17 protein-coding genes, 1 tRNA gene and 2 pseudogenes are annotated in these 19,466 nt (G+C 62.3%); 15 read left to right on the forward strand and 5 right to left on the reverse strand.

Translation table 11 applies throughout. From position 1 onward, the window contains the following. Window positions 1–48 precede the first annotated feature (48 nt). Window positions 49–1,278 carry an Nramp family divalent metal transporter gene (locus tag B4394_RS03800; protein WP_078314150.1) on the forward strand — a complete coding sequence of 410 codons (1,230 nt, stop codon included), beginning with the start codon at window positions 49–51 and terminating at the stop codon, window positions 1,276–1,278. Between the two features lie 77 nt (window positions 1,279–1,355). After that, on the forward strand, window positions 1,356–1,547 hold the full coding sequence (locus tag B4394_RS03805) for a hypothetical protein (RefSeq protein WP_078310421.1): 192 nt from the start codon (window positions 1,356–1,358) through the stop codon (window positions 1,545–1,547). A gap of 54 nt (window positions 1,548–1,601) precedes the next feature. Here B4394_RS03805 and B4394_RS03810 read toward each other — a convergent pair whose 3' ends face one another. Continuing rightward, window positions 1,602–2,012, reverse strand: coding sequence for a DUF5313 domain-containing protein (locus tag B4394_RS03810; RefSeq protein ID WP_078310425.1), 411 nt, complete (start codon window positions 2,010–2,012; stop codon window positions 1,602–1,604). A gap of 54 nt (window positions 2,013–2,066) precedes the next feature. Here B4394_RS03810 and B4394_RS03815 point away from each other — a divergent pair, with 54 nt between their 5' ends. The 3 genes from B4394_RS03815 to cynS all read left to right on the forward strand — a co-directional run bounded on the left by B4394_RS03815 (window position 2,067) and on the right by cynS (window position 3,268). Then, window positions 2,067–2,561: a MarR family winged helix-turn-helix transcriptional regulator gene (locus tag B4394_RS03815; protein ID WP_078310429.1), complete on the forward strand. Its 495-nt coding sequence runs from the start codon at window positions 2,067–2,069 to the stop codon at window positions 2,559–2,561. A 101-nt stretch (window positions 2,562–2,662) separates the two neighbouring features. Continuing rightward, window positions 2,663–2,791 (forward strand): hypothetical protein, encoded by a 129-nt coding sequence (locus B4394_RS25640; RefSeq protein ID WP_286141885.1) that lies wholly within the window; start codon window positions 2,663–2,665, stop codon window positions 2,789–2,791. A 36-nt stretch (window positions 2,792–2,827) separates the two neighbouring features. Beyond that, window positions 2,828–3,268 (forward strand): cyanase, encoded by a 441-nt coding sequence (gene cynS / locus B4394_RS03820; protein ID WP_078314151.1) that lies wholly within the window; start codon window positions 2,828–2,830, stop codon window positions 3,266–3,268. A 4-nt stretch (window positions 3,269–3,272) separates the two neighbouring features. Here cynS and B4394_RS03825 read toward each other — a convergent pair whose 3' ends face one another. Further along, window positions 3,273–4,268, reverse strand: a complete 996-nt coding sequence (locus tag B4394_RS03825; RefSeq protein WP_078314152.1) for an immunity 63 family protein — start codon at window positions 4,266–4,268, stop codon at window positions 3,273–3,275. Window positions 4,269–4,385: 117 nt separating this feature from the next. Between B4394_RS03825 and B4394_RS03830 the strand changes: the two genes are divergently transcribed. Continuing rightward, window positions 4,386–5,312, forward strand: coding sequence for an MPT63 family protein (locus B4394_RS03830; RefSeq protein WP_078314153.1), 927 nt, complete (start codon window positions 4,386–4,388; stop codon window positions 5,310–5,312). A gap of 52 nt (window positions 5,313–5,364) precedes the next feature. Here the strand turns inward: B4394_RS03830 and B4394_RS03835 are convergent, their stop codons facing one another. Further along, the gene (locus B4394_RS03835) at window positions 5,365–6,261 is read right to left on the reverse strand and encodes a hypothetical protein (protein WP_078314154.1); all 897 of its coding nucleotides are present in this window, start codon (window positions 6,259–6,261) and stop codon (window positions 5,365–5,367) included. A gap of 97 nt (window positions 6,262–6,358) precedes the next feature. After that, window positions 6,359–6,961 carry a TetR/AcrR family transcriptional regulator gene (locus B4394_RS03840; protein WP_078314156.1) on the reverse strand — a complete coding sequence of 201 codons (603 nt, stop codon included), beginning with the start codon at window positions 6,959–6,961 and terminating at the stop codon, window positions 6,359–6,361. Between the two features lie 87 nt (window positions 6,962–7,048). On the opposite strand from B4394_RS03840, the gene B4394_RS03845 reads away from it, so the two are divergent. The 6 genes from B4394_RS03845 to B4394_RS03875 all read left to right on the forward strand — a co-directional run bounded on the left by B4394_RS03845 (window position 7,049) and on the right by B4394_RS03875 (window position 15,373). Then, a complete protein-coding gene (locus tag B4394_RS03845) occupies window positions 7,049–8,149 on the forward strand; it encodes an oxygenase MpaB family protein (protein ID WP_078314157.1) in 1,101 nt (366 codons plus the stop codon). Window positions 8,150–8,228: 79 nt separating this feature from the next. After that, window positions 8,229–8,304, forward strand: a tRNA-Arg gene (locus B4394_RS03850). 281 nt (window positions 8,305–8,585) lie between these two features. Beyond that, window positions 8,586–9,980, forward strand: coding sequence for a hypothetical protein (locus B4394_RS03855; protein ID WP_078314159.1), 1,395 nt, complete (start codon window positions 8,586–8,588; stop codon window positions 9,978–9,980). A 373-nt stretch (window positions 9,981–10,353) separates the two neighbouring features. Then, window positions 10,354–13,323 carry a YIP1 family protein gene (locus B4394_RS03860; protein WP_286141897.1) on the forward strand — a complete coding sequence of 990 codons (2,970 nt, stop codon included), beginning with the start codon at window positions 10,354–10,356 and terminating at the stop codon, window positions 13,321–13,323. Between the two features lie 21 nt (window positions 13,324–13,344). Next, the gene (locus tag B4394_RS25020) at window positions 13,345–13,563 is read left to right on the forward strand and encodes a hypothetical protein (protein ID WP_139359897.1); all 219 of its coding nucleotides are present in this window, start codon (window positions 13,345–13,347) and stop codon (window positions 13,561–13,563) included. A gap of 853 nt (window positions 13,564–14,416) precedes the next feature. Then, complete coding sequence (locus B4394_RS03875; RefSeq protein ID WP_078314265.1) at window positions 14,417–15,373, forward strand: GGDEF domain-containing protein; 957 nt, start codon at window positions 14,417–14,419, stop codon at window positions 15,371–15,373. A gap of 60 nt (window positions 15,374–15,433) precedes the next feature. Here B4394_RS03875 and B4394_RS03880 read toward each other — a convergent pair whose 3' ends face one another. Beyond that, complete coding sequence (locus B4394_RS03880) at window positions 15,434–16,900, reverse strand: sugar transferase (protein ID WP_078310465.1); 1,467 nt, start codon at window positions 16,898–16,900, stop codon at window positions 15,434–15,436. An 803-nt stretch (window positions 16,901–17,703) separates the two neighbouring features. Here B4394_RS03880 and B4394_RS25025 point away from each other — a divergent pair. The 3 genes and pseudogenes from B4394_RS25025 to B4394_RS03890 all read left to right on the forward strand — a co-directional run. Beyond that, window positions 17,704–17,850, forward strand: a pseudogene (locus tag B4394_RS25025) (glycosyltransferase family 4 protein); the annotation flags it as partial. Beyond that, window positions 17,835–18,197, forward strand: a pseudogene (locus B4394_RS03885) (mammalian cell entry protein); the annotation flags it as partial. The pseudogenes B4394_RS25025 and B4394_RS03885, both read left to right, overlap by 16 nt. Beyond that, the gene (locus B4394_RS03890) at window positions 18,194–19,444 is read left to right on the forward strand and encodes an MlaD family protein (protein ID WP_078314162.1); all 1,251 of its coding nucleotides are present in this window, start codon (window positions 18,194–18,196) and stop codon (window positions 19,442–19,444) included. The pseudogene B4394_RS03885 and the gene B4394_RS03890, both read left to right, overlap by 4 nt. Window positions 19,445–19,466 lie beyond the last annotated feature (22 nt).

The following is a 19,466-nucleotide window of genomic DNA, read 5'->3' on the forward strand; positions in this document are numbered from 1 at the left end:
GGGTACTCTAACTTTTCTATTCGGTGTACTTGAAATCAGGAGGCGTGGGTGCTCGAGCGGCAAAAGCAAGCGCGACCGGTGCGCGGGTTCTCGCTACTCGGGCCCGCCTTCGTCGCAGCCATCGCCTATGTCGACCCCGGAAACGTCGCTTCGAACGTCAGCGCCGGCGCCAGGTACGGCTTCCTGCTGGTGTGGGTAATCGTCACCGCCAACGTGATGGCCGGGCTGGTGCAGTACCTCTCGGCAAAGCTCGGCCTCGTCACCGGGCGGTCACTGCCGGAGGCCGTCGGCGATCGCATGTCACGGCCCACCCGGATCGCGTTCTGGCTGCAGGCCGAATTGGTTGCCATGGCAACGGATTTGGCCGAGGTTGTGGGCGGAGCCATCGCGCTGTATCTGCTGTTCGACCTGCCGCTGCTCATCGGCGGTGTCATCACCGGAATCGTCTCGATGGTGCTGCTTGCCGTACAGGACCGGCGCGGACAGCGCTCTTTCGAATACGTCATCTCCGCGCTGCTGGCCATCATCGCGATTGGATTCCTCGCCAGTGTCGTGGTGGAACCGCCACCACTGGCCGCGACGGCCGCGGGACTGATTCCACGCTTCCAGGGTGCCGAAAGCCTGATGCTCGCGACGGCGATGCTGGGCGCCACGGTCATGCCGCACGCGGTGTATCTGCACTCCGGTCTGGCCCGGGACCGGCACGGGAATCCGGAAGAGGGCGAGCCGCGACGCAGGATGCTGCGCGTTACCCGCTGGGACGTGAGCCTGGCAATGCTATTCGCCGGCGCCGTCAACATGGCCATGCTACTGGTGGCGGCGACAAATCTGCAGGGTCGCGACGGCGTCGACACCATCGAAGGGGCCCATGCCGCTGTACGCGACAGCCTCGGCCCCACCGTGGCTCTGTTGTTCGCAATCGGCCTGCTGGCATCCGGGCTCGCCTCGTCCTCCGTCGGTGCCTATGCCGGCGCGATGATCATGCAAGGACTCTTGCGCCGCTCCATCCCCATCGTGACGCGACGGCTCATCACCCTGCTACCCGCGCTGGCGATCCTCGCAGTCGGCATCGACCCCACCCGGGCGCTCGTCGTATCGCAGGTGGTGCTGTCGTTCGGCATCCCCTTCGCCCTCATACCCCTCATCCGGCTGACCAGCGATCGAGGGCTGATGGGCACCGATGTCAACCATCGCGTGACGACAACGCTCGGCTGGATCATCGCCGCACTCATCACGCTGCTGAACGCGGTGCTAGTTTTCCTTACCCTTGCAAACTAGTTTTGCCTGGGAGTAGGCTGTGGGTCATGAAACGAATCCTGCCTTCAGCCTTGGCAATTGGAGTCGTTGCTAGTGGTTTGTTCGTTGGCGGTATCGCCTCCGCAACCCCGGCAAAGGCCGATCCAGACATTTGCGGCTCGGTGGACACCTACCCGCGAGTGACGGTATGCGCGGACGGCAACTGGGACCGTGGCTGGGATCGCGGTTGGCGCGGCGGACATGGCAACGGTTGGGGCAAGGGCCACTGGAAGCACGGCGACTGGGACTGAGTCAGCGCCGCTGACCAACCCACCGAACAGCCAGATATTTCGTAGCGCGGACCGCTAGATCGGCCCGCTGCTGGAGTAGCCGTCACCCGAACGCGGTCCGAATCGCCGTGCATAGTCCTCGTGAATCCACGCGTCCTTCTGGCGTTTGAGCACATCGACCAGGCCCGGATCCAGATCATGCTGCACAAGCCGGTGACGGCGCCACACCTTGTTGAGGGCGTGCGCCATGATCAGCACCCAGACATAGATCGGCACCGTCATCTCCATGTGGACATAGAGCGAGGCGGGCAGCAGCCAGAACGGCGCGAGAATGAACAGCGGCGGAATCGCGCACCGCAGAATGTGCCGCCGCACCGCGCCCTTGCCCGCCAGATCATGGGCGACCCAGTCCTTCATCGAGTCAGGCAGACGACGCCCGTAGCAGTAGGCGATGTACTGAAGAAGATTCGGACGGTCGGCGGCCATAACTAGATTGTAGACTAATAATTAGTGCACTAACTAATGATTAGGATAGTGAGAATGACCGCAGTCTCACCCGATGTAGATCCGCTAGCCCTGGAACGACAGGTGTGCTTCGCGCTGGCCGTCACCAATCGCGCGGTACTCGCCGTCTACCGGCCGCTACTCGCACCGCTCGGGATCACACACCCCCAGTATCTGGTGATGTTGGCGCTCTGGGATCACGCCAAGAGCGGGGGCGAGGACACTCGGGAGGCCTTGTCCGTCAAGCAGATAGCCGCCCTCTTGCAAACAGATTCGGCGACCATCTCCCCCATGCTCAAGCGGCTCGAGACATTAGGGCTCATCACCCGTCCGCGCAGCGTTGCCGACGAACGCACCACCCACGTCACCCTCACCGCACAGGGCGCCGCGCTGCGCGATGAGGCACTCAAGGTCCCCGCGGCCGTGGTGGAACGCCTCGGGGTCGACCTCGCCGAACTTGAGCACCTACATGCGGTGCTGACCAGGATCAATAGCGCCGCACTGGCCGCCGGCGCCCTGGACACCGAGTAGTCCGGAAGAGCGCCGTGTGGCGTCTGCCACACATCCCTGTACACCGACCGGTTCGCGTGCTGCAATCAGAGGTAGACCGATCGATATACCAGGAGGTCATCATGTGGACCGACACAACCATGCTCATCGCGATAACGCTCGTCACCGTCGCCATGCTCTGGACGGCGAGCGGGGAGAACTCGATGAACTACTACCAACGCGATAGCCAGAAAGGCATGTGGCAGCGCTAGTTTGCGCATGCGGTAGGCGTCTGTTTGTCTGACGTGATGACCAAGGACGAAGCCGCCGAACTGATCGCCGCCCGCCGCATCGAGAAGAACCTGACGTGGCAGCAGATCGCGGAAGCGATTGACTCACCGCTGATTTGGACTATTGCCGCGCTACAGGGCCAGCATCCGGTGCCGGAAGCAAAGGCCGCGAAGCTGGCCGGACTTCTCGACCTGGAGCCGCAGGTCACCACCGCGCTGCGCCGCCAGCCGTATCGCGGCACGCTGGATGGCGGCGCGCCCTCTGACCCGACGATCTACCGGCTGTACGAAGCCCTGAGCGTCTACGGCCCGGCGATCAAGGAAGCCATCCACGAGGAATTCGGCGACGGCATCATGAGCGCCATCAACTTCAAAGTCGATATCGCCCGCCGCCCCGACCCGGATGGCGACCGCGTGGTGCTGACCTTCGACGGGAAGTTTCTCGACTACCGCTGGTGATCGCTCACAGCAGGCCGCGAATGTTACGGCCCGTGATGGCACCCCATTTGGTGTCGAGGGCGTTCATGAGCAGCTGCCAGTAGGGCGCCCACAACGTGCGCTGCGCCGTGGCGGGCGGCATCGTCTTGTAGGTGGCCGCCTGCTGCGTCCACCGCCACGCCAACCCGCGGGCCACATCGTCGATGCACCAATAGATCAGCTCGTTCGGGTTGGTCGTGGTCTTCCACACGAAACCCGTTTTCGGGTCACGCGTGTGGTACCAGAATTGCGCTCCGTCGAGCACATACTGCGGAGCGGTATTGGAGTGCCGTTCGCCTTTGGCCAGCTCGGTGGGCACCGGTACTTCGGAGATCGCGACTTCCCCAGCCAGACGGCTCAGCACCGCGATACGAACGTCGAGCTGCTCGCGGATCCAGTCCGAACTCCCCGGGCTCCCCGGCTCGGGCACGGCCACCGCCGGACCGGCCGGCGATGCGGACTCGGCGTTGGCCGGCTCGTCCGCTGTCCCCTGAGTTACCTGCTCGGCCGGCACCTCTCCGTCGACATCGACGATCGCCCCACCCGCCCAATCCACCTTGGCAGGGTTGAGCACTCCGTCTTCTTCCAGCGACAAATCGACCACGTAGGCGACATCGACGAGGACGTCGCGGGCGCCGGGTGCCAGGGAAACCCCGGGGCGGCGCGGCCCCAGCAGCGCGACATGCACCATGAAGAACTCGCCATCATCGTCCCGGTCGCAGTACTCACGCTCGTACCGGGCGGCATCCGAGGTATCGAACCGGTGTTTGACCGGCGGTTCCAGTAGCACGCTGCAGAACTGCACGGGGTGATTGGCATCTCCGTCCAACATGCCCAGTTCTGTTGCGGTAATCGGCAGTTCAGCAGCCAGGCTCGGAGCGGCATCGTCCGCCGCCGCGCGGATGGTGAACGTACGTGCGTCGGGTGGCCAATCGTCTGGCTCCGGCGCGGCCCCCTGGTGACCGGTGGAATCAACCGTCATGTTCTTAACCGTATGGCAATCGTGTACTTCGGGCGACGATGGTGCACCCAGACCTGTTATTTTTACGACAGACCGTCCCCGCTGGGGGGAGCATTCCGGACGTCAAGGAGACCCATCGTGAAGATCAATGTGCCCATCACCGCCGCCGTGGCGGCCGCAGCGGCGGCCGGCCTGGCCCTGATGCCGACCGCCGGAGCCGATACCACTCTCGGCCAGCAGGGTCGCCTCACCAATGGCGACGTCGTCCAGGCCTGGACCATCAGCGACCTCAAGGTTAGCGCCGACGAGCTGCCCTACCAGGCCAAGGGCACGCTGTGGGAAGCCACTGCCACCGACGAGGCGATCCAGGGCAGCGTCATCCCGATCGTCGCCAACTTCAACGCGAAGGCCAAGGACGGCGAGACCTACCGCGTGCTGTACGGCGTGCCCACCGAGCAGGGCGTGAACCCGGGGACTCTGTCGCAGGGCGAGAAGACCAGCGGCAAGATCTACTTCGACGTGACCGGTTCCGCCCCCGAGACGGTGACGTACACCTCCGGTGACGAGGATCTGCTCACCTGGAAGGCCGCTCCCGTGGCCGCGGCACCGCGTTCGGGTGGTTCGAGCCAGTCACACGGCACCAACCCCGCACCGGCCACCAGCGCCGCGCCCACCACTTCCCCGGCGCCTGCCGCTGTTCCCGCCGGCAGCCAGGGCACCCCGCTGCCCGCCGGCAGCCAGGGGACCCCGGTGGACGGGCAGCAGCCCGCCGCGACTCCGACCCCGACGGTGGCACCGGTGACCGCGACCCCGGGTCCGACACCTGCCACCCCGGTACCCGGTGCCGAGGGCACGCCGCTGAACAGCACCGCGGTGCCTGCTTCCCCGGCTCCCGCATCGCCCGCACCTGCCTCACCGGTTCCCGCGGCGCCTGGTGCCGAAGGCGCTCCGCAGACCGTCACCCCGCCGGTGGCCGCGATTCCCGCCGTTCCGGCCTCAGAGAGCACCCCGCACGGCCAGCGCGCGGCCGGCAGTCAGGGCACTCCCGTTTCCACCGAGGGCTAGACAATCGTTTCGGCATTGACCGCCGGCCGCCTCGCGCGGCCGGCGGTTTTTGTTATGAGTGCGAAGACCACCAGGCATACAACTGGTCGAGAGTCGGACCGGTCGCACCCGAACGCGTCTCGCTGAGCAAAAGCCGTTCCTCATCGGTCCAGCCCACCACGGGATGTCCCTGATTGCTGCCGCAGAACACCGTGCCGCTCACCTGATCCGGCGTGGCATTGCGACGCCATGGCCCCGGCGACTGGATCCGGCCGGGGCATACCACCACCGCGTTCCGTTTCGTCAGACGACTCAACCCTGCCGCGAGCGCGGACTTGTCCTTGACCAGTGAGTAGCTCGCCTCAACTGGCCCGTCCGGATCGTCACTGCGTCCGCACTTAACTTGTGCCACAGCCTCATTCGCGGGTTCGACGGCCTTGCAGGCCGCCACCCCGTAGCCGGTCGGGATCATGGAGAGCAAGCGCGTCTCCGCATCAGAATCCCTACTGGAGACCGTTGTCGTTGGGGCGGCGCTCGGTTCGGCGGGCGCGTCATCGCCACCGCTGCCCGCGAACACCGCCACCACACCACCGATAACAACAACCACGGCCGCCAACGCCGCGCCGCCGATTACCAACGGCCGCTTGCTTCTTTCAGGCTTGTCTTCCCAGGACGAGAAGTCGACCGGAGTTGTCGGCTTGACAGGTCCCGAGGTGGGAGGCGGCGCGGTGCTGAAGGTCTCATGGCTCGGCCACTGCACGTACTGATTGCCCGGTTCGACAAAAGGTGGGCGCGGTTCCGTGAATGCCGGTTGCTCAATGAACGGAGGCTGATCAAACTCGTATTCCGGAGCGAACGGGCCAGGTTCGGACATCCCGGGAAGCGCGTTCAGGACCGGCAGCGGCGCGGTGTCCGCGGCGTCGGACGAATCCTCGGCCGCCGGTGAGCCCGCTCCGATATCCGCGTCCATCCACTACCCCCAATGTCTCGTCGTTACGTCCCCGCCATGGTCAATGCACAAAGATTACTTGGCCACGCCGCCCACTCGCGGCGGATATCGCCAGTCGCTAGCGGACCGCCTTGCTCGGCTCCGGCACCAACGCCCGCGCGATAGGCAATATGTATTGACGGGCGTACCGTTCGGCGTCTTCCCTGGTGGCGATCTCCCGCCGGGGACTGGGCGCCAGTATGAGGGAATGCGTCAGGCGCACAAAAACTTCTGCGACACCGTAGGAGTCGTCAACGAGGTCACCGGCACTACGGGTCACATGGCCAGCCAGGTACGTGGTCGCCATCTCCAGGGCTGGCCCCGCCCCGCTGGTGATGACCGGCAGCACTGACTCAGGATCGGTCTCCACCGCCCGCTGCATCAGCGGATGGGTGTGCACATACCAAAAGATGCCGGTGAAGCCCGCCACGAGCTTGTCCTCGGGACTGTCCAAGGCAGCAATTTCGCGGTCTATGGCGGAAAACATCGTCTGCGCCTCGCGCATGAGGACAGCGAGCACCAGCTCGGTCTTGTTGGACCAGCGGCGATACACCGTCATATGCGATACACCGGCGCGCCTTGCGATCTCGTCGACCGTGGCGCGGCGGATGCCGAAGCTGAGCATGGTCTGCAGCGCGGCCTCGAGGATGCGCTCGCCGGTCGGATCCGGATCTGCAGACACAACTCAGTCTCTCACGCAGAAGTCCTTCCCAACCCGATGTTGCAATGTTAGTGTTCAACTCAGTTACTAACACCGACGGAGGATGCAATGACGCATGTACTGCCGCGCGACACCACACATGACGGCGAATCCGGTGGCGATGGCCACGAGGACGGCCTGGCCTTCCTGCGCGCGGACGGGGTCCGTCCACGTGTCATGGACGCATTCCGCAAGCACCTGGGCAGTCCCCTCGTCGGCGTCTTCGGCGGGGTGCTGTTCGATGAGGTGGCCCTGATGCCAGTGGCGGCTTCTGTCGACCGCACGGGACGGTTTCGTGAAAACTTCACCGACCGCGGCATCCGGAGCGGACTGAGCGCGCTGTCGCTGTTGTCCGGCAACCGGCAGCAGCGAGCCGACACCGCGCAGTGGCTCAAGGAGCAGCACCGGGATGTGCGGGGCACCGGCGTTGGAGAGTACGAGGGGATTCGTTACAGCGCACTGGATCCCGAGCTGTGGATATGGATCGCGGCCAGCGCGATGAACGCCACGATGGAGGCCTTCCCCCACTGCACGGGTTACACGATGACTCCCGCGGAAAAGGAGGCCGCGTATCAATATCAACGCCACCTGTTCAAGGACCTCGAACTACCCAGCGCCAAGGGAAAATTCCCGGAGACATACGCTGCCTTTGTCGAGTACTACGACGACATGGTGGAAAACAGGTTGCAGTCCAACGGCTTTCTGCGCGAGCAATTCGCCGGATTGATGCGGCTGCCGCTGCCGACGTTGCTGCTCCCCGCCGCGATACGCCCAGCCCTGCTGCCACTCTGGCTGGCGATTCGTCCGATAGCTGGCCGGGTGATTCAGGTATGTTCGGCCAAGGCCATGCATCCCGAGATACGCGAGATGATCGGGTTCCGGCTCAAGCCCCACCACAATGTGGAGTTCGCTTTGTACACGCGGCTGCTGCAGCTGGTATGGCGCGTTACGCCCGAGCGGTTACTCATAGAACCCATGCTGTACAACAACATTCGCATCGACGACGCCCGCTCCCAGCTCGACGGTTCGCGTAGCGCACAGCGCAAATACGACAAGGTCTCGCGTTCCCTGACGCGACGTAACGAGCGCCTGGCCGACTTCTACCACAGCTACCGGCTGGACAGCTTCGCCGTTCCAGAACAGCCCACCGGCACCTGCCCGTTCGGGTGAGTGGCGGCGGCTACGGCGGTCCAGGGACGAATGTCTAGCACTGACCCGTTAGAGTTTGGTCAGCTATTCACAGCTCCCCGCCCTCGTAGCTCAGGGGATAGAGCACGGCTCTCCTAAAGCCGGTGTCGCAGGTTCGAATCCTGCCGAGGGCACCAAAGTGGCCTGTTTCAAATTAGGTAAACGGCCCTAGCGCGCGGCATGTTCCATGCGACACACAACCGTGACCACACGCGAACCTTGCGCTCGGCCGCCATGATGCAAACCCAGCTAGAGCGTGATCTGCGGTGTTCATGACACGAGTATGGCTCCGGTTAGACAACGACGATGCAGGCACGCCACACGAACACCAGAAACCTGCTTGTCAGTGGTCTCTGACAACATGAGCCCACTCTGCCCCTGAGCGTTGGCAGCTCAGGGCAACGGTTAGGAGCTGGCGGTGCGAACCCACCTGGACAAATTAGACGACACGTTAGGTGTCAAGCGCGCATTCGACCCTCAACTGGCTCAAGAGCTGAAAGAACAGCATCGCGAAGACCAAGACATCATAAAACGGTTGCGTTCGGATATTTTTGCGCGTCTTTTTCAGATCTTCGGTTTCCTCAACATGGGGATATTCGCCATCTTGCTTGTTGGCATGCTCTTTGACATCACGCACCCAACCGGCAAGTCAACGTTTGAGCAATACGCTCAAGCATGGGGACACTTCAAGGGTGCAGTTACGCCGGGTTTAGCGCTTGGCGTGAATATCGCACTGGTCGCACTTGTGGCATCGATCAACATCGCAATTGCCGCCGCGGCCGGTCGGCTCAGCCGACGTGAACAGATAATCAGCAGCCTGTGGCGTCGGATGCTGGAATGGTGCTCGCTGGTTGTCGCCGGCGGGGCTGGTCTGTTTTGCGTTCTCCAGTTCGGCAGCCTCCACAAGCCCGAGGACTACGGAACAGCAGCTGGCGCCATCTTCGTTGGAGGCCTGACGGCCTTCTTGGCGATTACCCTGGCTCAGTATCTCAACTCGACCGACTGGGCGAGAGACTTTACCGACGCGTGCGAGCAGCGCGAGAACATCATCAACTGGCTCGAATATATCCAAGACCGAGGCGCGCCAGTTGATATCCCTGCCGCAGAGCCCATCCGGTTGATATGGAAGTGGTTCCGTAAGGTGCCAAGGTTAATAGCGGGCATTCTCGCCCTTGGCTTCTTGGCCGTTCTCTACACCTATGCCGCGCTGGAAGCCGTTGCAGTCATCAAACAAGGTGCACCCATCGTGCCGCCGATGGGATGGGAAGGCCTTCTATTCACCGCCCTGATCTGGGGATACTCTTCGGCCATTGCCTACGTTATCGGAAGTTCTACCTGGCGCCGCTGGTCCAACAGGATCAAGAAGTATCGGCGCTTCAGACTCTCCATCTGGCCAGTTATCTACCGAATCGGCTACATAGCGTTTGTAGCTGTCTTCATCCTGGCACTTAATGCGAGTCAATCTGACGAACCAGAAAACTGGGTCAGAATCATGGCCGTCTCCTTCATCATGGCAGGCCCTGTAATTTTCGTGCCCTGCGTGGCCTGGTTCTTCTTGTGGCGCAGCCGAAAACGCAGTGGTCGCTGCAGGCGACGCTTTACTCGATGGTTGACAGCACCCGTGTGGCAGAACGTCAGCAAGACCCTTGAAGGCGCCTACCGCGGGCAGACCACACGCCGTGACGAGTCCTACGACGGCGAACTCAAGACTCGACAAGCACCACTAAGCATGAACGCGAGCGAGCCCGCTCCACCCCCGCCCCATTTCCTGCACAGAATGCGAACCGCATTGGAGCTGGTTCTTCGGGCCTAGAGGTACGCGATGTCGGGCATCGTTCGTCAACCGTGATGCGCTAGTTGCGAGGACGATCCGAAGGCCACTCCAAACCACAACATTGGCTCCCCGCTCGTTGAAACTTGTCGCCGCGTGCAAACCGTTGTTGGGGCGCCAAGACATGTTACGGCGCGAAGCGAGATCGTCAGGATGCGGCCTGGCCGCACCTTGTGGTGCTCGACCGACAAGCCTGCCGTATGGCTCGATCTAACTGATCAGTGGCGATTGGTCCCCGCCGAGACTGTTTGCCACTCCTGACGCAAAGTTCTCGCAGTTTGGGCGTAGGCTCTGTTGCAATAGATTGCTTCTTACTTCGTCGGGGATGCTAGTGACTACGTCTGAACTGCATACAATGCCTGCTGCAGCAACCAATCAAGCAGATAACCAGGATCGCGCTCGCCAGTTGGCTGCAGTTGCGGTTGGTGGCATCCTTCTGGTTGCTTCAGTGGCTGGATTGCACCACCTCTACCGTGCAGGTGATCAAGTCGGTGAGCTGATCACCTGGAGTGTTCTGCTGTTGGGACTGTTCACCGCGCTCGGTGGCGGGATCAAGCTGATCATGTGGGGTCTTCGGCCCGTGATCGCGGCAGCATTCGACGTAGCTAAGGAGCGGTTGTCCGAGCCGGTTCAGGCGGTGATCGCGTCGGGGGCGGTCATCGCCGGGGCGCTGGGGATGTGGTGGAGCTACCGGGGTGGCTACGGCGCGTGGTGGCAGCAGGTCACCGGCGAGGCTGGCTGGTCGCTGATCCTCGGTGTGGGGCAGATGCTCGTGGCGGTTCTTGCTGGGGCCGCACTGTTCACGGGCGGCAAGTACTTGTTCAGCCTGATGCGTGAGGTGGTGACCGGCGTCGATGATGCTGGAGCACACCGCAATACGCCGCAGAAGAGCCCGGACGAGTCGTTGTGGCATCCCGGGCTGGTCGCTGCTCTGGTAGGTGGTGGGCTCGGTTTGGTGCTGCTCACTGCAGGAATCACGCCCCGGCTGTACGTGTGGATCACCGGCCCGCAGGTTCTGCCCGCCGCGGGCGCTATCGCCATGGTGCTGCTGGTGGCGATTGGATCGAATTTGGGTTGGTGGAAGGGCCTGACCGGTCTGTACAAGTGGGCTACCGACGCCTCGCAGAAGGCTGGCGCGACCGCTGGTGTTGTTGCGGTGTTGATGTTTTCGGCAAGCGGTCTGGGTTTGGGGTGGTTTACGCCAGCGACGGTGCCGGCGGCGCGGGCGGCATGTCCGCCGGATTGTGGTGGTCCGGGCGGTAGTGATGGCCCGCCTGGGGGTGGTCAGATGTTTCAGCCGCCGAGCCAGGGTGGGCCGCAGATGCCGGACTATCAGGGCGGTATTAATCAGCCGCCGCTGGATCAAAATGGCTCGATATCGATCTATAACACTCAGGCACCCTCGATCAGCAACAACGGCGCCAACGGGTCCAGCGGGCAGCAAGGTCCTCAGCAAGGGTGGGATCAGCCCGCGCACGGCACTCAGGTCCCGGATTATCAGAACGCGACGCCGTATACCCAAGGACCGGGCAGGCCGAATCCGGATTTCAACGGCGGACAAACCAACCCGGGCAACAATGCGGGATCGCAAGGCGGGCAAGCCAACCAGGGTGCACCGCAACAGCAGCCGCCTGCCAACCAGGGCAGTCAGCAGCCACCATCACAGAACAACTCTGGTCAGCAGCCGTCGCAGAATCAGCCGCCCCAGCAGAACACGGAGCAGCCGAATCAGTCTGATCAGCAGCGTTTGGACGAGTTGACGCGTCAGTTGCAGCAGCAACAGCAGCAGTCCACGCAAGATCGGCAGCGCATCGATGATCTGACCAAACAGCTGCAGCAGGGACAGCAGAAGCAGAACGGCAACCAGAAGCTGCCGAGATTCCCATCCAAAGACGACAAGAAGGACCGGGATCAGCAGGACCGCGACAAGCAATCCGGAAACAACGATCTGGCCGCTCTACTGATGGGTGCAGCTTCAACTCGCCGGCGCAAGGACAACGACCAGCAGCAGCAGCAGCAGCAGGGGCCTGATACGCAGGCACTCACGCAAGATGGAGCACAGCTGGGCCAGTCATTGCCGGGAGACATCGCCAAGACGGTGTCAGACAGCGTGAATCTCGGACAGTCTGCCGGGTCGGCAGCGCAAAACTTCGGCTCGGCCGCCCAGGCGGGGGCTTCGCTGGCATCTAGTGCACAGTCTGGCGCGGTGAACCCAATGGACGCTGTTGCGGTTGCCCAAGGCGTCTCCGGCGGTATCAGTGACACTGCTGATGCGGTGAACTCAGGCAGTCAGATAGCTTCCACGTGGCTTGAAAATAGCGGTGAGGCAGCACAAGTTGTGGCCGACGTGAACCCGCAACTACAACCACAGGCTCAACAAATTCAGCAGATGACCCAGGCAGGTGGGCGGGTCTCCAACCTGACCGGGCAAGTCGCCTCGGGAGTGTCCCAGGCCTCCGGTGTCGTCAATACGGCCAGCAGCATGGGCACATCGGGGGTGCCAACTGATGTGCCCGCTGATGTGCAGTCGGTGGATTTGCAGAGTGGAGAGGTGCCGGAGGGCGTAGCGACCGCTGTGGACTACAAACAGGCCCCGGCAGATCCGGTGGGACCGGATGTGCCTGAGCCGCCGGTTCCGCCGCGTGTGTCCAAGGTGCCTTCTACCCAAGAGATGAAGTCCATGACTGACATGGAAATCTTCGGGTTGAGCAAGGAAGCTCAGGCTGCTATCACGGCCTATGACAAGGGGTGGCCCAACCCGATTCCCTCTCCGCAGTATCCGGCCTATCTGGAAGGACGTGCCCCTCTAGAGTCGATCAAAGCCGCATACGATGCACAACTTTCCTCGCGCGGCATCACCTTCGGTCCTCTCGGTGGAGAGGTTCAATACAACCAGCAAACAGGTTCCATTCTCAGGTTCCGTGACTACACAGCCAAACCTGGAGACCCGACACCGCCCTGGCGCGAGCTGACACCCCAAGAGGGGCCGGTAGCTACTGGACCGACACAGCCCCCTTCCTCTGGGCAAAGTCCCTCGAACATGGGTCCCGAAGAGGCCGCGCAAATAAGCCAGCAGATCTCCAAGGGGCACGCCTTCAACAAGCACGTTGTTCAGAAGGGAGAGTTCCCCGACATTACGACACCAGAGCAATTCGCTACCAAGATTCAAGATGTTGTTGTAAGCGGTGAGATGAAGGCGCTAACAAATGGGAGAACAGCATTCTGGCAGAATGGGACACTTGTTATTCGAGACATCAATTCCCCTGACGGAGGTACGGCATTTCGGCCAACTGACGGGTATGATTACTTCCTGAATCTCCACTAAGATCAAATTTAAGGCCTAAAAATGAGACTTCTGCATCAAGCTTCGTTAACTCACAGCCCTGTCGCCGATGATGAAATAATAGTGGGAGTTACACGCGAAGAATTAGTTATTCTGGCAGGCGGGATACGTGAAAGCCTCGAAGAGATTGAGGAATGGGAGTTTCATACGCGAATGGGGATCACGCGGGATGAAGCAAAATCATTGCGTGACAAAATTAGAACCATTCTGGAAGCGGATTGAGAACGGGTTATCTTCCCTCTTTTGAAGCACGGTCACCATCGACAACGACCGAATTTCGCTCTCTGCAGATAATCCCTGGGATCAGCTCTGCGGTCACCGAACATCGAGATCCAGACAACAGGACCTATCAGGGATAACCCTTGGGCTTATCAGCAACCGGTGGACGCAGCCTAACTCCAGCTCGCTTCAACGCTTTTGCCAATCGTGCTGGCCTCCAACCCAAGCAGTTCACCAAGCTCCGCCAGCGTATGACCAGCCTTATACAGCGCCCGCGCTCGATCTAGAAGCTCCGGTGTCATCTTCTTCTGCGCACGAACCTCAATCCCCGCACGCTCCAAATGCCGAGCGACCGTATGCCGATGCGCACCACACCGCCGCGACAACTCCAGCATCGACACCCCAGATTCGTAGAGCGCCACTAGCTCCGCACGCTCCGGAGCACGTAGCTTCCGATTGACCCGATGAGGTGGAGTCGTGGACTCACAAGTCCGCTCAGGCGAACTACCGGCCACGATGCACCCATCAATCCCCCGTAGAACCAGTTTTTCAAGGGGCGAGCCCTTGCTTGAAAGGGATTCGCGTAGGCGCACTCAACTCCGTACATCTGCTCACTGGCGGACCGATCGCACGTAGTCACCCGACACAGCGGCCGCACTATTGCCGTGTCCGCAATACTCAGTTCCACATCCGGAACACTCAGCGCGACTCTTTGCCACACAATGAGCCCGTGCCCAGCAACCGAAGACATAGGCCGCGACGCGGTCGAAGCCCCGAGCAGGAATACCGGTTCGTCACAGGTGCGCTCGGCCCACGAAACCTGAGGCATTTGAAGGCCACCATCGGGTTGCTGTGTATGTCCATCCTCCCCTTGGGGTCCATCGTCAATATGCACCCGCTGGGCCCACAGGGGACCGGGCGCATCATCCACCAATCGCTCATCGCGGTCTCGTTCCTGGTGGGCCTGTGCTGGATGGTCCGCCCGTGGCCAAGCAGACGCTGGGCAATCTCCTTTGTCGTGTGGGCAGACCTCTCATTCGCGGTATCCGCCTGGATGTACGCCGGGCCGATGATGCGACTCGCGCCGATTCTGTATATGAGCACGGTCGGCGTCTTCGCCGCGTTTCTGCTGGGTTGGCGGGTGCTTGGCGTCCACTGTGTCTTCGCGTCAGCCGTGCTCGGCTCGATCACGTTCTGGAACATCCACACCGGCGCGGCGACCTTCCTGGATCAGTTCCTCTACAACGCCCCGGCATTCACCACCGTGGTCCTGCTGCCGATCCTCATCCAGGCGGTAATCGAAGGGGGTAGACGCTCGATCCGGGCCGCTGTCAGGGCCGCCAACCGAGACCCGCTGACCGGCCTGCTCAACCGCCGGGGCGTGCAATCCATGTTTGAGTTCGAGCTGCGCAAGCGGACGGATCCAGCGACGGTTGTCGTGATGGTGGCCGATGTGGACAGGTTCAAAGAGCTCAACGACACCTACGGCCACGAAGCCGGCGACAGAACATTGCAGGCCACCGCGGACACACTGTTCGCAAACACCCGGGGCGGCGACATCGCCGCCCGCATCGGCGGTGACGAGTTCATGGTCGTCGCGTTCGTGGACAACACCGACGACATCGCCGCGATCAACGCGCGAATCCGCAATGCACCGATACGCTCTGGCACCCCCGAGACCTCGATGAGCATAGGCATCGCCTGGTTGTCCACCGACGCGGAGGACTTCAGCTTCGAATCCCTCACCCGGGAGGCAGATTTCAGGCTCTACGAAGCGAAGCGAGACCGGGCACCGCGCGGATCCACGGCCTGATACAGGACATATCCCACGCGGCTACTGGCCATCAACGGCCACACCGCGGCCCGCCGAACGTCAGTAGGCGCCCTCGCTGCGCACCACCGCGCCGACGGTCCGAGAAATGATGCGGATGTCGAGGCCCATGGACCAGTTGTCGACATACGAGATGTCATGGCGGATGGACTCGTCGACCGAAAGGTCGTTACGGCCGCTGACCTGCCATTGCCCAGTGACACCCGGCTTGACGAGCAGTCGCCGCCGCATGGTCTCGTCGTAGGCGTCGACCTCTCGCTGCACCTGAGGTCGCGGGCCGACAACGCTCATGTCACCGAACAGCACGTTGAAGAACTGGGGAAGCTCATCGAGGCTGTACTTCCGGATGAACGCCCCCACCGGGGTGACACGCGGGTCTTCCTTCGCTTTGAAGAAGACGGGTGTGCTGCCCGCCGAGTCGATCATCGCCGCGGTATCACGGTCGGCACCCGTGTACATGCTGCGGAACTTAATCATCCGAAATGGCATACCGTCCAACCCAATTCGCTCGGACACGTAGAACACTGGTCCGGTGCTGGTGAGCTTGATGGCCACGGCAATCGCGATCATCACCGGCGCGGTGGCCATGATGGCGGCAGCGGCGAACGCCATGTCGAATGCTTCCTTGGACATCGAACGCGCACGGCGGTAGCCCGGAGCCAGCATCTCCAACATGTGGACCCGCTCAAGGCCCCGATCAGCTGTCGTCACGGCGGCCTCGTCCACGTCCCCCGGTGAGACCGCAAGCTCAATTCCCAGATCTCCAAGTTCGGAGGCCAGACGGGAAAGCTCCTTACGCCCCAGGCTATCCGTCATCGCGACGGCGACAATCTGAGCAGATGTCCGCTGCGCCGCCTCGACCACATGCCGGTCGTCGCCGACGACCGGCACGCGGTGATCGCCCACCTCGATTGCCGATTCACCGAGCAATCGGTCAGCTCCCGGGGTGCACGCGCCGACAACCTCGAAACCACTGCCCCGGTGACGGCTGAACACAGCGACCATCTCCCGGACAGCGTCGTCGTCACCCGCCAGCAGCACCGAGGTCTTACCCTCCGCACCCCATAGACGTCGCAGCACATATCGGGCCATGAAGATGCCGAGTAGCCCCAGCGGTATTTCGATAATGAGATGCCGCATGTCAAGCAGCTCGATACGCGAGATGAGGTAGGTGAGCAGCACGATGGTGAACAGCTGGAACGTGACACTGACGACCGTCTGCCATTGCTGCAGCACCGCCCGCAGCGCCTTACCGGGCCCCACCGTGTGCAGCGATAGCGCAGCAAACCAGATGACTGCGATGCCGATATCCGTCGCCACGTACCAGCCGCCCAGGTCCTGTCTCCCGGACAAAAGATGATGCGCCAGCTGGTACGACACCAGGGAGGTGAGCGCGATGGCCACCAGGTCGGCGGCCGGCGCCCATCGTCGGTGCAGGTAGAAGAGTCCCCCAGGGCGCGTTTCTACCCTCCGTTGAATTCCGTCATTGACGACGCTCTTTAAGACCATAAGTGCACTTGACCCGTTCGTTCATATCGGCTGATTCATATGGACGATTTCGGCAATTGAGCCCGACCTATTTACGTGTTGAGGTTTCCATAACAACCGAAAACACGCCACGTGATGACAGTCACGCTACTTCACACACCGGAGGCCACAAATGAAGGTTTTATTGCCGGGAAATAAGAATCATCTAACAAACATCTCCAGCGGCGGCTCTTTGCTAATTTTTACGCCAATCACACAACGCTCACCGGCAAGTAACATTTTCATAACATAACCAGGTCAGGCTAGTCCTAGCAACGTGGAACTCACCAGCTTCCACCAAGTACAGCGCTATCTCACCCACCACTGTCTCGATCGTTGCGGGCAAAATCAAGATACGCCCACATCCAGCCGCGAATGGGCGCGTCTCTGTTCTCAGGTTGCGGACCATGCACCATGTGTTGCAGGCTAGAGATGGGTTGGTCATCTGGCGATGAGCGCTGGGCGCATCTAAACATCGGTGCGCCCGAGAATTCCAGATTTGAATAGCACCGCGATACTTGCGAATGCTATTTGGCCTACTCAGGCAATACGAGTATCGATGGATAATGAGCCGACCGCCGATCACGTGCACGCGTGCCGCGCGGGTCGAGTGTTGAACAAACATGAGACACGGGGGCCGAGCTCCCGACCGAGAACGCGCACGGTGGCGAAGGCACGGGCGGCGGTGTGTGACGCGCGCCGTCGTCCCGGTGCCGCGCCGATCGTCGAGAGCAAAGAATGCAACAGTGGAGGCGAGGTCTGACATGCCGCCCATCAAAGTGCACATGACCGGATCCGAGTGGTTCTCATCGCTGCCCGGCGGGCTGAATCGCTACTTCACCGACCTGTTCACGGCGCTGCGCCAGCGCGACAACATCGAACTGTCGGCCGCCGCATTCGGGGAGCCGTCCGACGGCGGACGGTCCTGGGGTCGATTCCCGATGCCGGATTCAAAGGTGACGTCGGCTCGCACGGGCCCAAGCGCTACAACTGGGCTCAGCTGGTCGGTTCCTTCAAGTACACGCTGTGGCGCCTGCAAGAACGCGTCGTGGGCAAGGGTGTGTACGGCGAAGACGTCCCGATGCGGCCGAGCCCGACCGAACCGGGCGTGATCGAACGCGTGCCGGGCCCGCCGCCTGGAGCCGCCCCGCCGGCGACATCCAACCCGGAAGCTCCGGTACCGCCGCCTCCCGGGCAGGCCAATCCCGCATCGGCTCCCGCTCCCGGCGCGATACCCGCACCGGGTGCCGCTCCCGGGCCGGAGGTGATGGGCCAGTGATCAACGCCCTCGCCAACGGCATCGTCGGCACCATTCGTGCCGGGCACCGCAAGAAGATGGTGCTCTCGGGCATCGCACTGGCATCGGTGCTGTTGATCGCGATCGCCTACCTCACGGTGGGTGCCCTGCGCATCAGCCCGTTCTCAGGCACCTACCGCGTCAAGGTGCAGCTTCCGGAATCGGGCGGTCTGCTGCCCAACCAGGACGTCGCGCTGCGCGGCGTAAAGATCGGCACGGTGCAATCGCTGGCGATCACCCAGCAGGGTGTCGACGCGGTCGCCGAGATCCAGTCGAAGTACAAGATCCCCGTCACCGCCAAGGTGCGCGTCACCGGACTGTCCCCCGCGGGCGAGCAGTACATCAACTTCGAGGGTGTCTCGGATCAGGGCCCGTTCCTCAAGGACGGCGCCGTGATCTCCGAGGGCGCCACGGTGCCCGTCACGCTGGCCAAGCTGCTCGCCGACGCGGACGGCCTGCTCGCACAGATAGACCCCAAGAAGCTCGAGCTCATCAAGAAGGAACTGAGCCTGAGCAAGGAGGGGCCGCGCAAGCTCACCGAGATCATCGACGGCGGCACCTTCCTGCTGAGCACCCTGGACTCGGTGCTGCCGGAGACCACCAGCCTTCTCAAGACCAGCCGGGTGGTGCTGACCCTGGCGGCCGACAAGAACGCCGGTATCAAGTCCACTGCGAACGAACTGGGCCGGACACTGCGCGGTATCGAGAAGATGCAGAACGGCTACCGCACCCTCGTCGATCAGACCCCGAAGACCCTGGGAGCGGTGGACAACCTGTTCGCCGACAACTCGGACACCATGGTGACCCTGCTGGGTAACCTGGCGACCGCCTCGCGGCTGCTCTACCTGCGTGTTCCCGCCCTCAATGCATTGTTCCCCAACTACCGGGCCTCGGTGTTCGACGCGTTGATGAGCATCATGCATGACGGCGGCATCTGGGCCACCGCCGATCTGTACCCGCGCTACGTGTGCGACTACCCGACGCCACGGCTGCCGCTGTCGGCCGCCGACTACCCCGAGCCGTTCCTCTACGCCAACTACTGCGCGGACGAGGATCCGGCGGTCCTGATCCGTGGCGCCAAGAATGCGCCACGACCAGCAGGCGACGACACCGCCGGACCGCCCATGGGCGCCGACATGGGGAAGAAGTCCGATCCGACACCGAAGGGCCGGTTCCAGGTACCGACCACCTATGGTGGACCGACACTGCCGATCGAACCCCCGCGTTGACGCCTGACCTGCGAATCAGATT

The organism is Mycobacterium sp. D16Q16, from assembly GCF_002013745.1.
Lineage (GTDB): Bacteria > Actinomycetota > Actinomycetes > Mycobacteriales > Mycobacteriaceae > Mycobacterium.

What these genes read in the sequence shown, in the direction of transcription:
- B4394_RS03810 (WP_078310425.1), bottom strand. Translation starts at nt 2,012, where the DNA reads ATGGCCGCCGACCGTCCGAATCTTCTTCAGTACATCGCCTACTGCTAC.
- B4394_RS03815 (WP_078310429.1), top strand. Translation starts at nt 2,067, where the DNA reads ATGACCGCAGTCTCACCCGATGTAGATCCGCTAGCCCTGGAACGACAG.
- B4394_RS25640 (WP_286141885.1), top strand. Translation starts at nt 2,663, where the DNA reads ATGTGGACCGACACAACCATGCTCATCGCGATAACGCTCGTCACCGTC.
- cynS (WP_078314151.1), top strand. Translation starts at nt 2,828, where the DNA reads ATGACCAAGGACGAAGCCGCCGAACTGATCGCCGCCCGCCGCATCGAG.
- B4394_RS03825 (WP_078314152.1), bottom strand. Translation starts at nt 4,268, where the DNA reads ATGACGGTTGATTCCACCGGTCACCAGGGGGCCGCGCCGGAGCCAGAC.
- B4394_RS03835 (WP_078314154.1), bottom strand. Translation starts at nt 6,261, where the DNA reads ATGGACGCGGATATCGGAGCGGGCTCACCGGCGGCCGAGGATTCGTCC.
- B4394_RS03845 (WP_078314157.1), top strand. Translation starts at nt 7,049, where the DNA reads ATGACGCATGTACTGCCGCGCGACACCACACATGACGGCGAATCCGGT.
- B4394_RS03860 (WP_286141897.1), top strand. Translation starts at nt 10,354, where the DNA reads ATGCCTGCTGCAGCAACCAATCAAGCAGATAACCAGGATCGCGCTCGC.
- B4394_RS25020 (WP_139359897.1), top strand. Translation starts at nt 13,345, where the DNA reads ATGAGACTTCTGCATCAAGCTTCGTTAACTCACAGCCCTGTCGCCGAT.
- B4394_RS03875 (WP_078314265.1), top strand. Translation starts at nt 14,417, where the DNA reads ATGTCCATCCTCCCCTTGGGGTCCATCGTCAATATGCACCCGCTGGGC.
- B4394_RS03880 (WP_078310465.1), bottom strand. Translation starts at nt 16,900, where the DNA reads ATGGTCTTAAAGAGCGTCGTCAATGACGGAATTCAACGGAGGGTAGAA.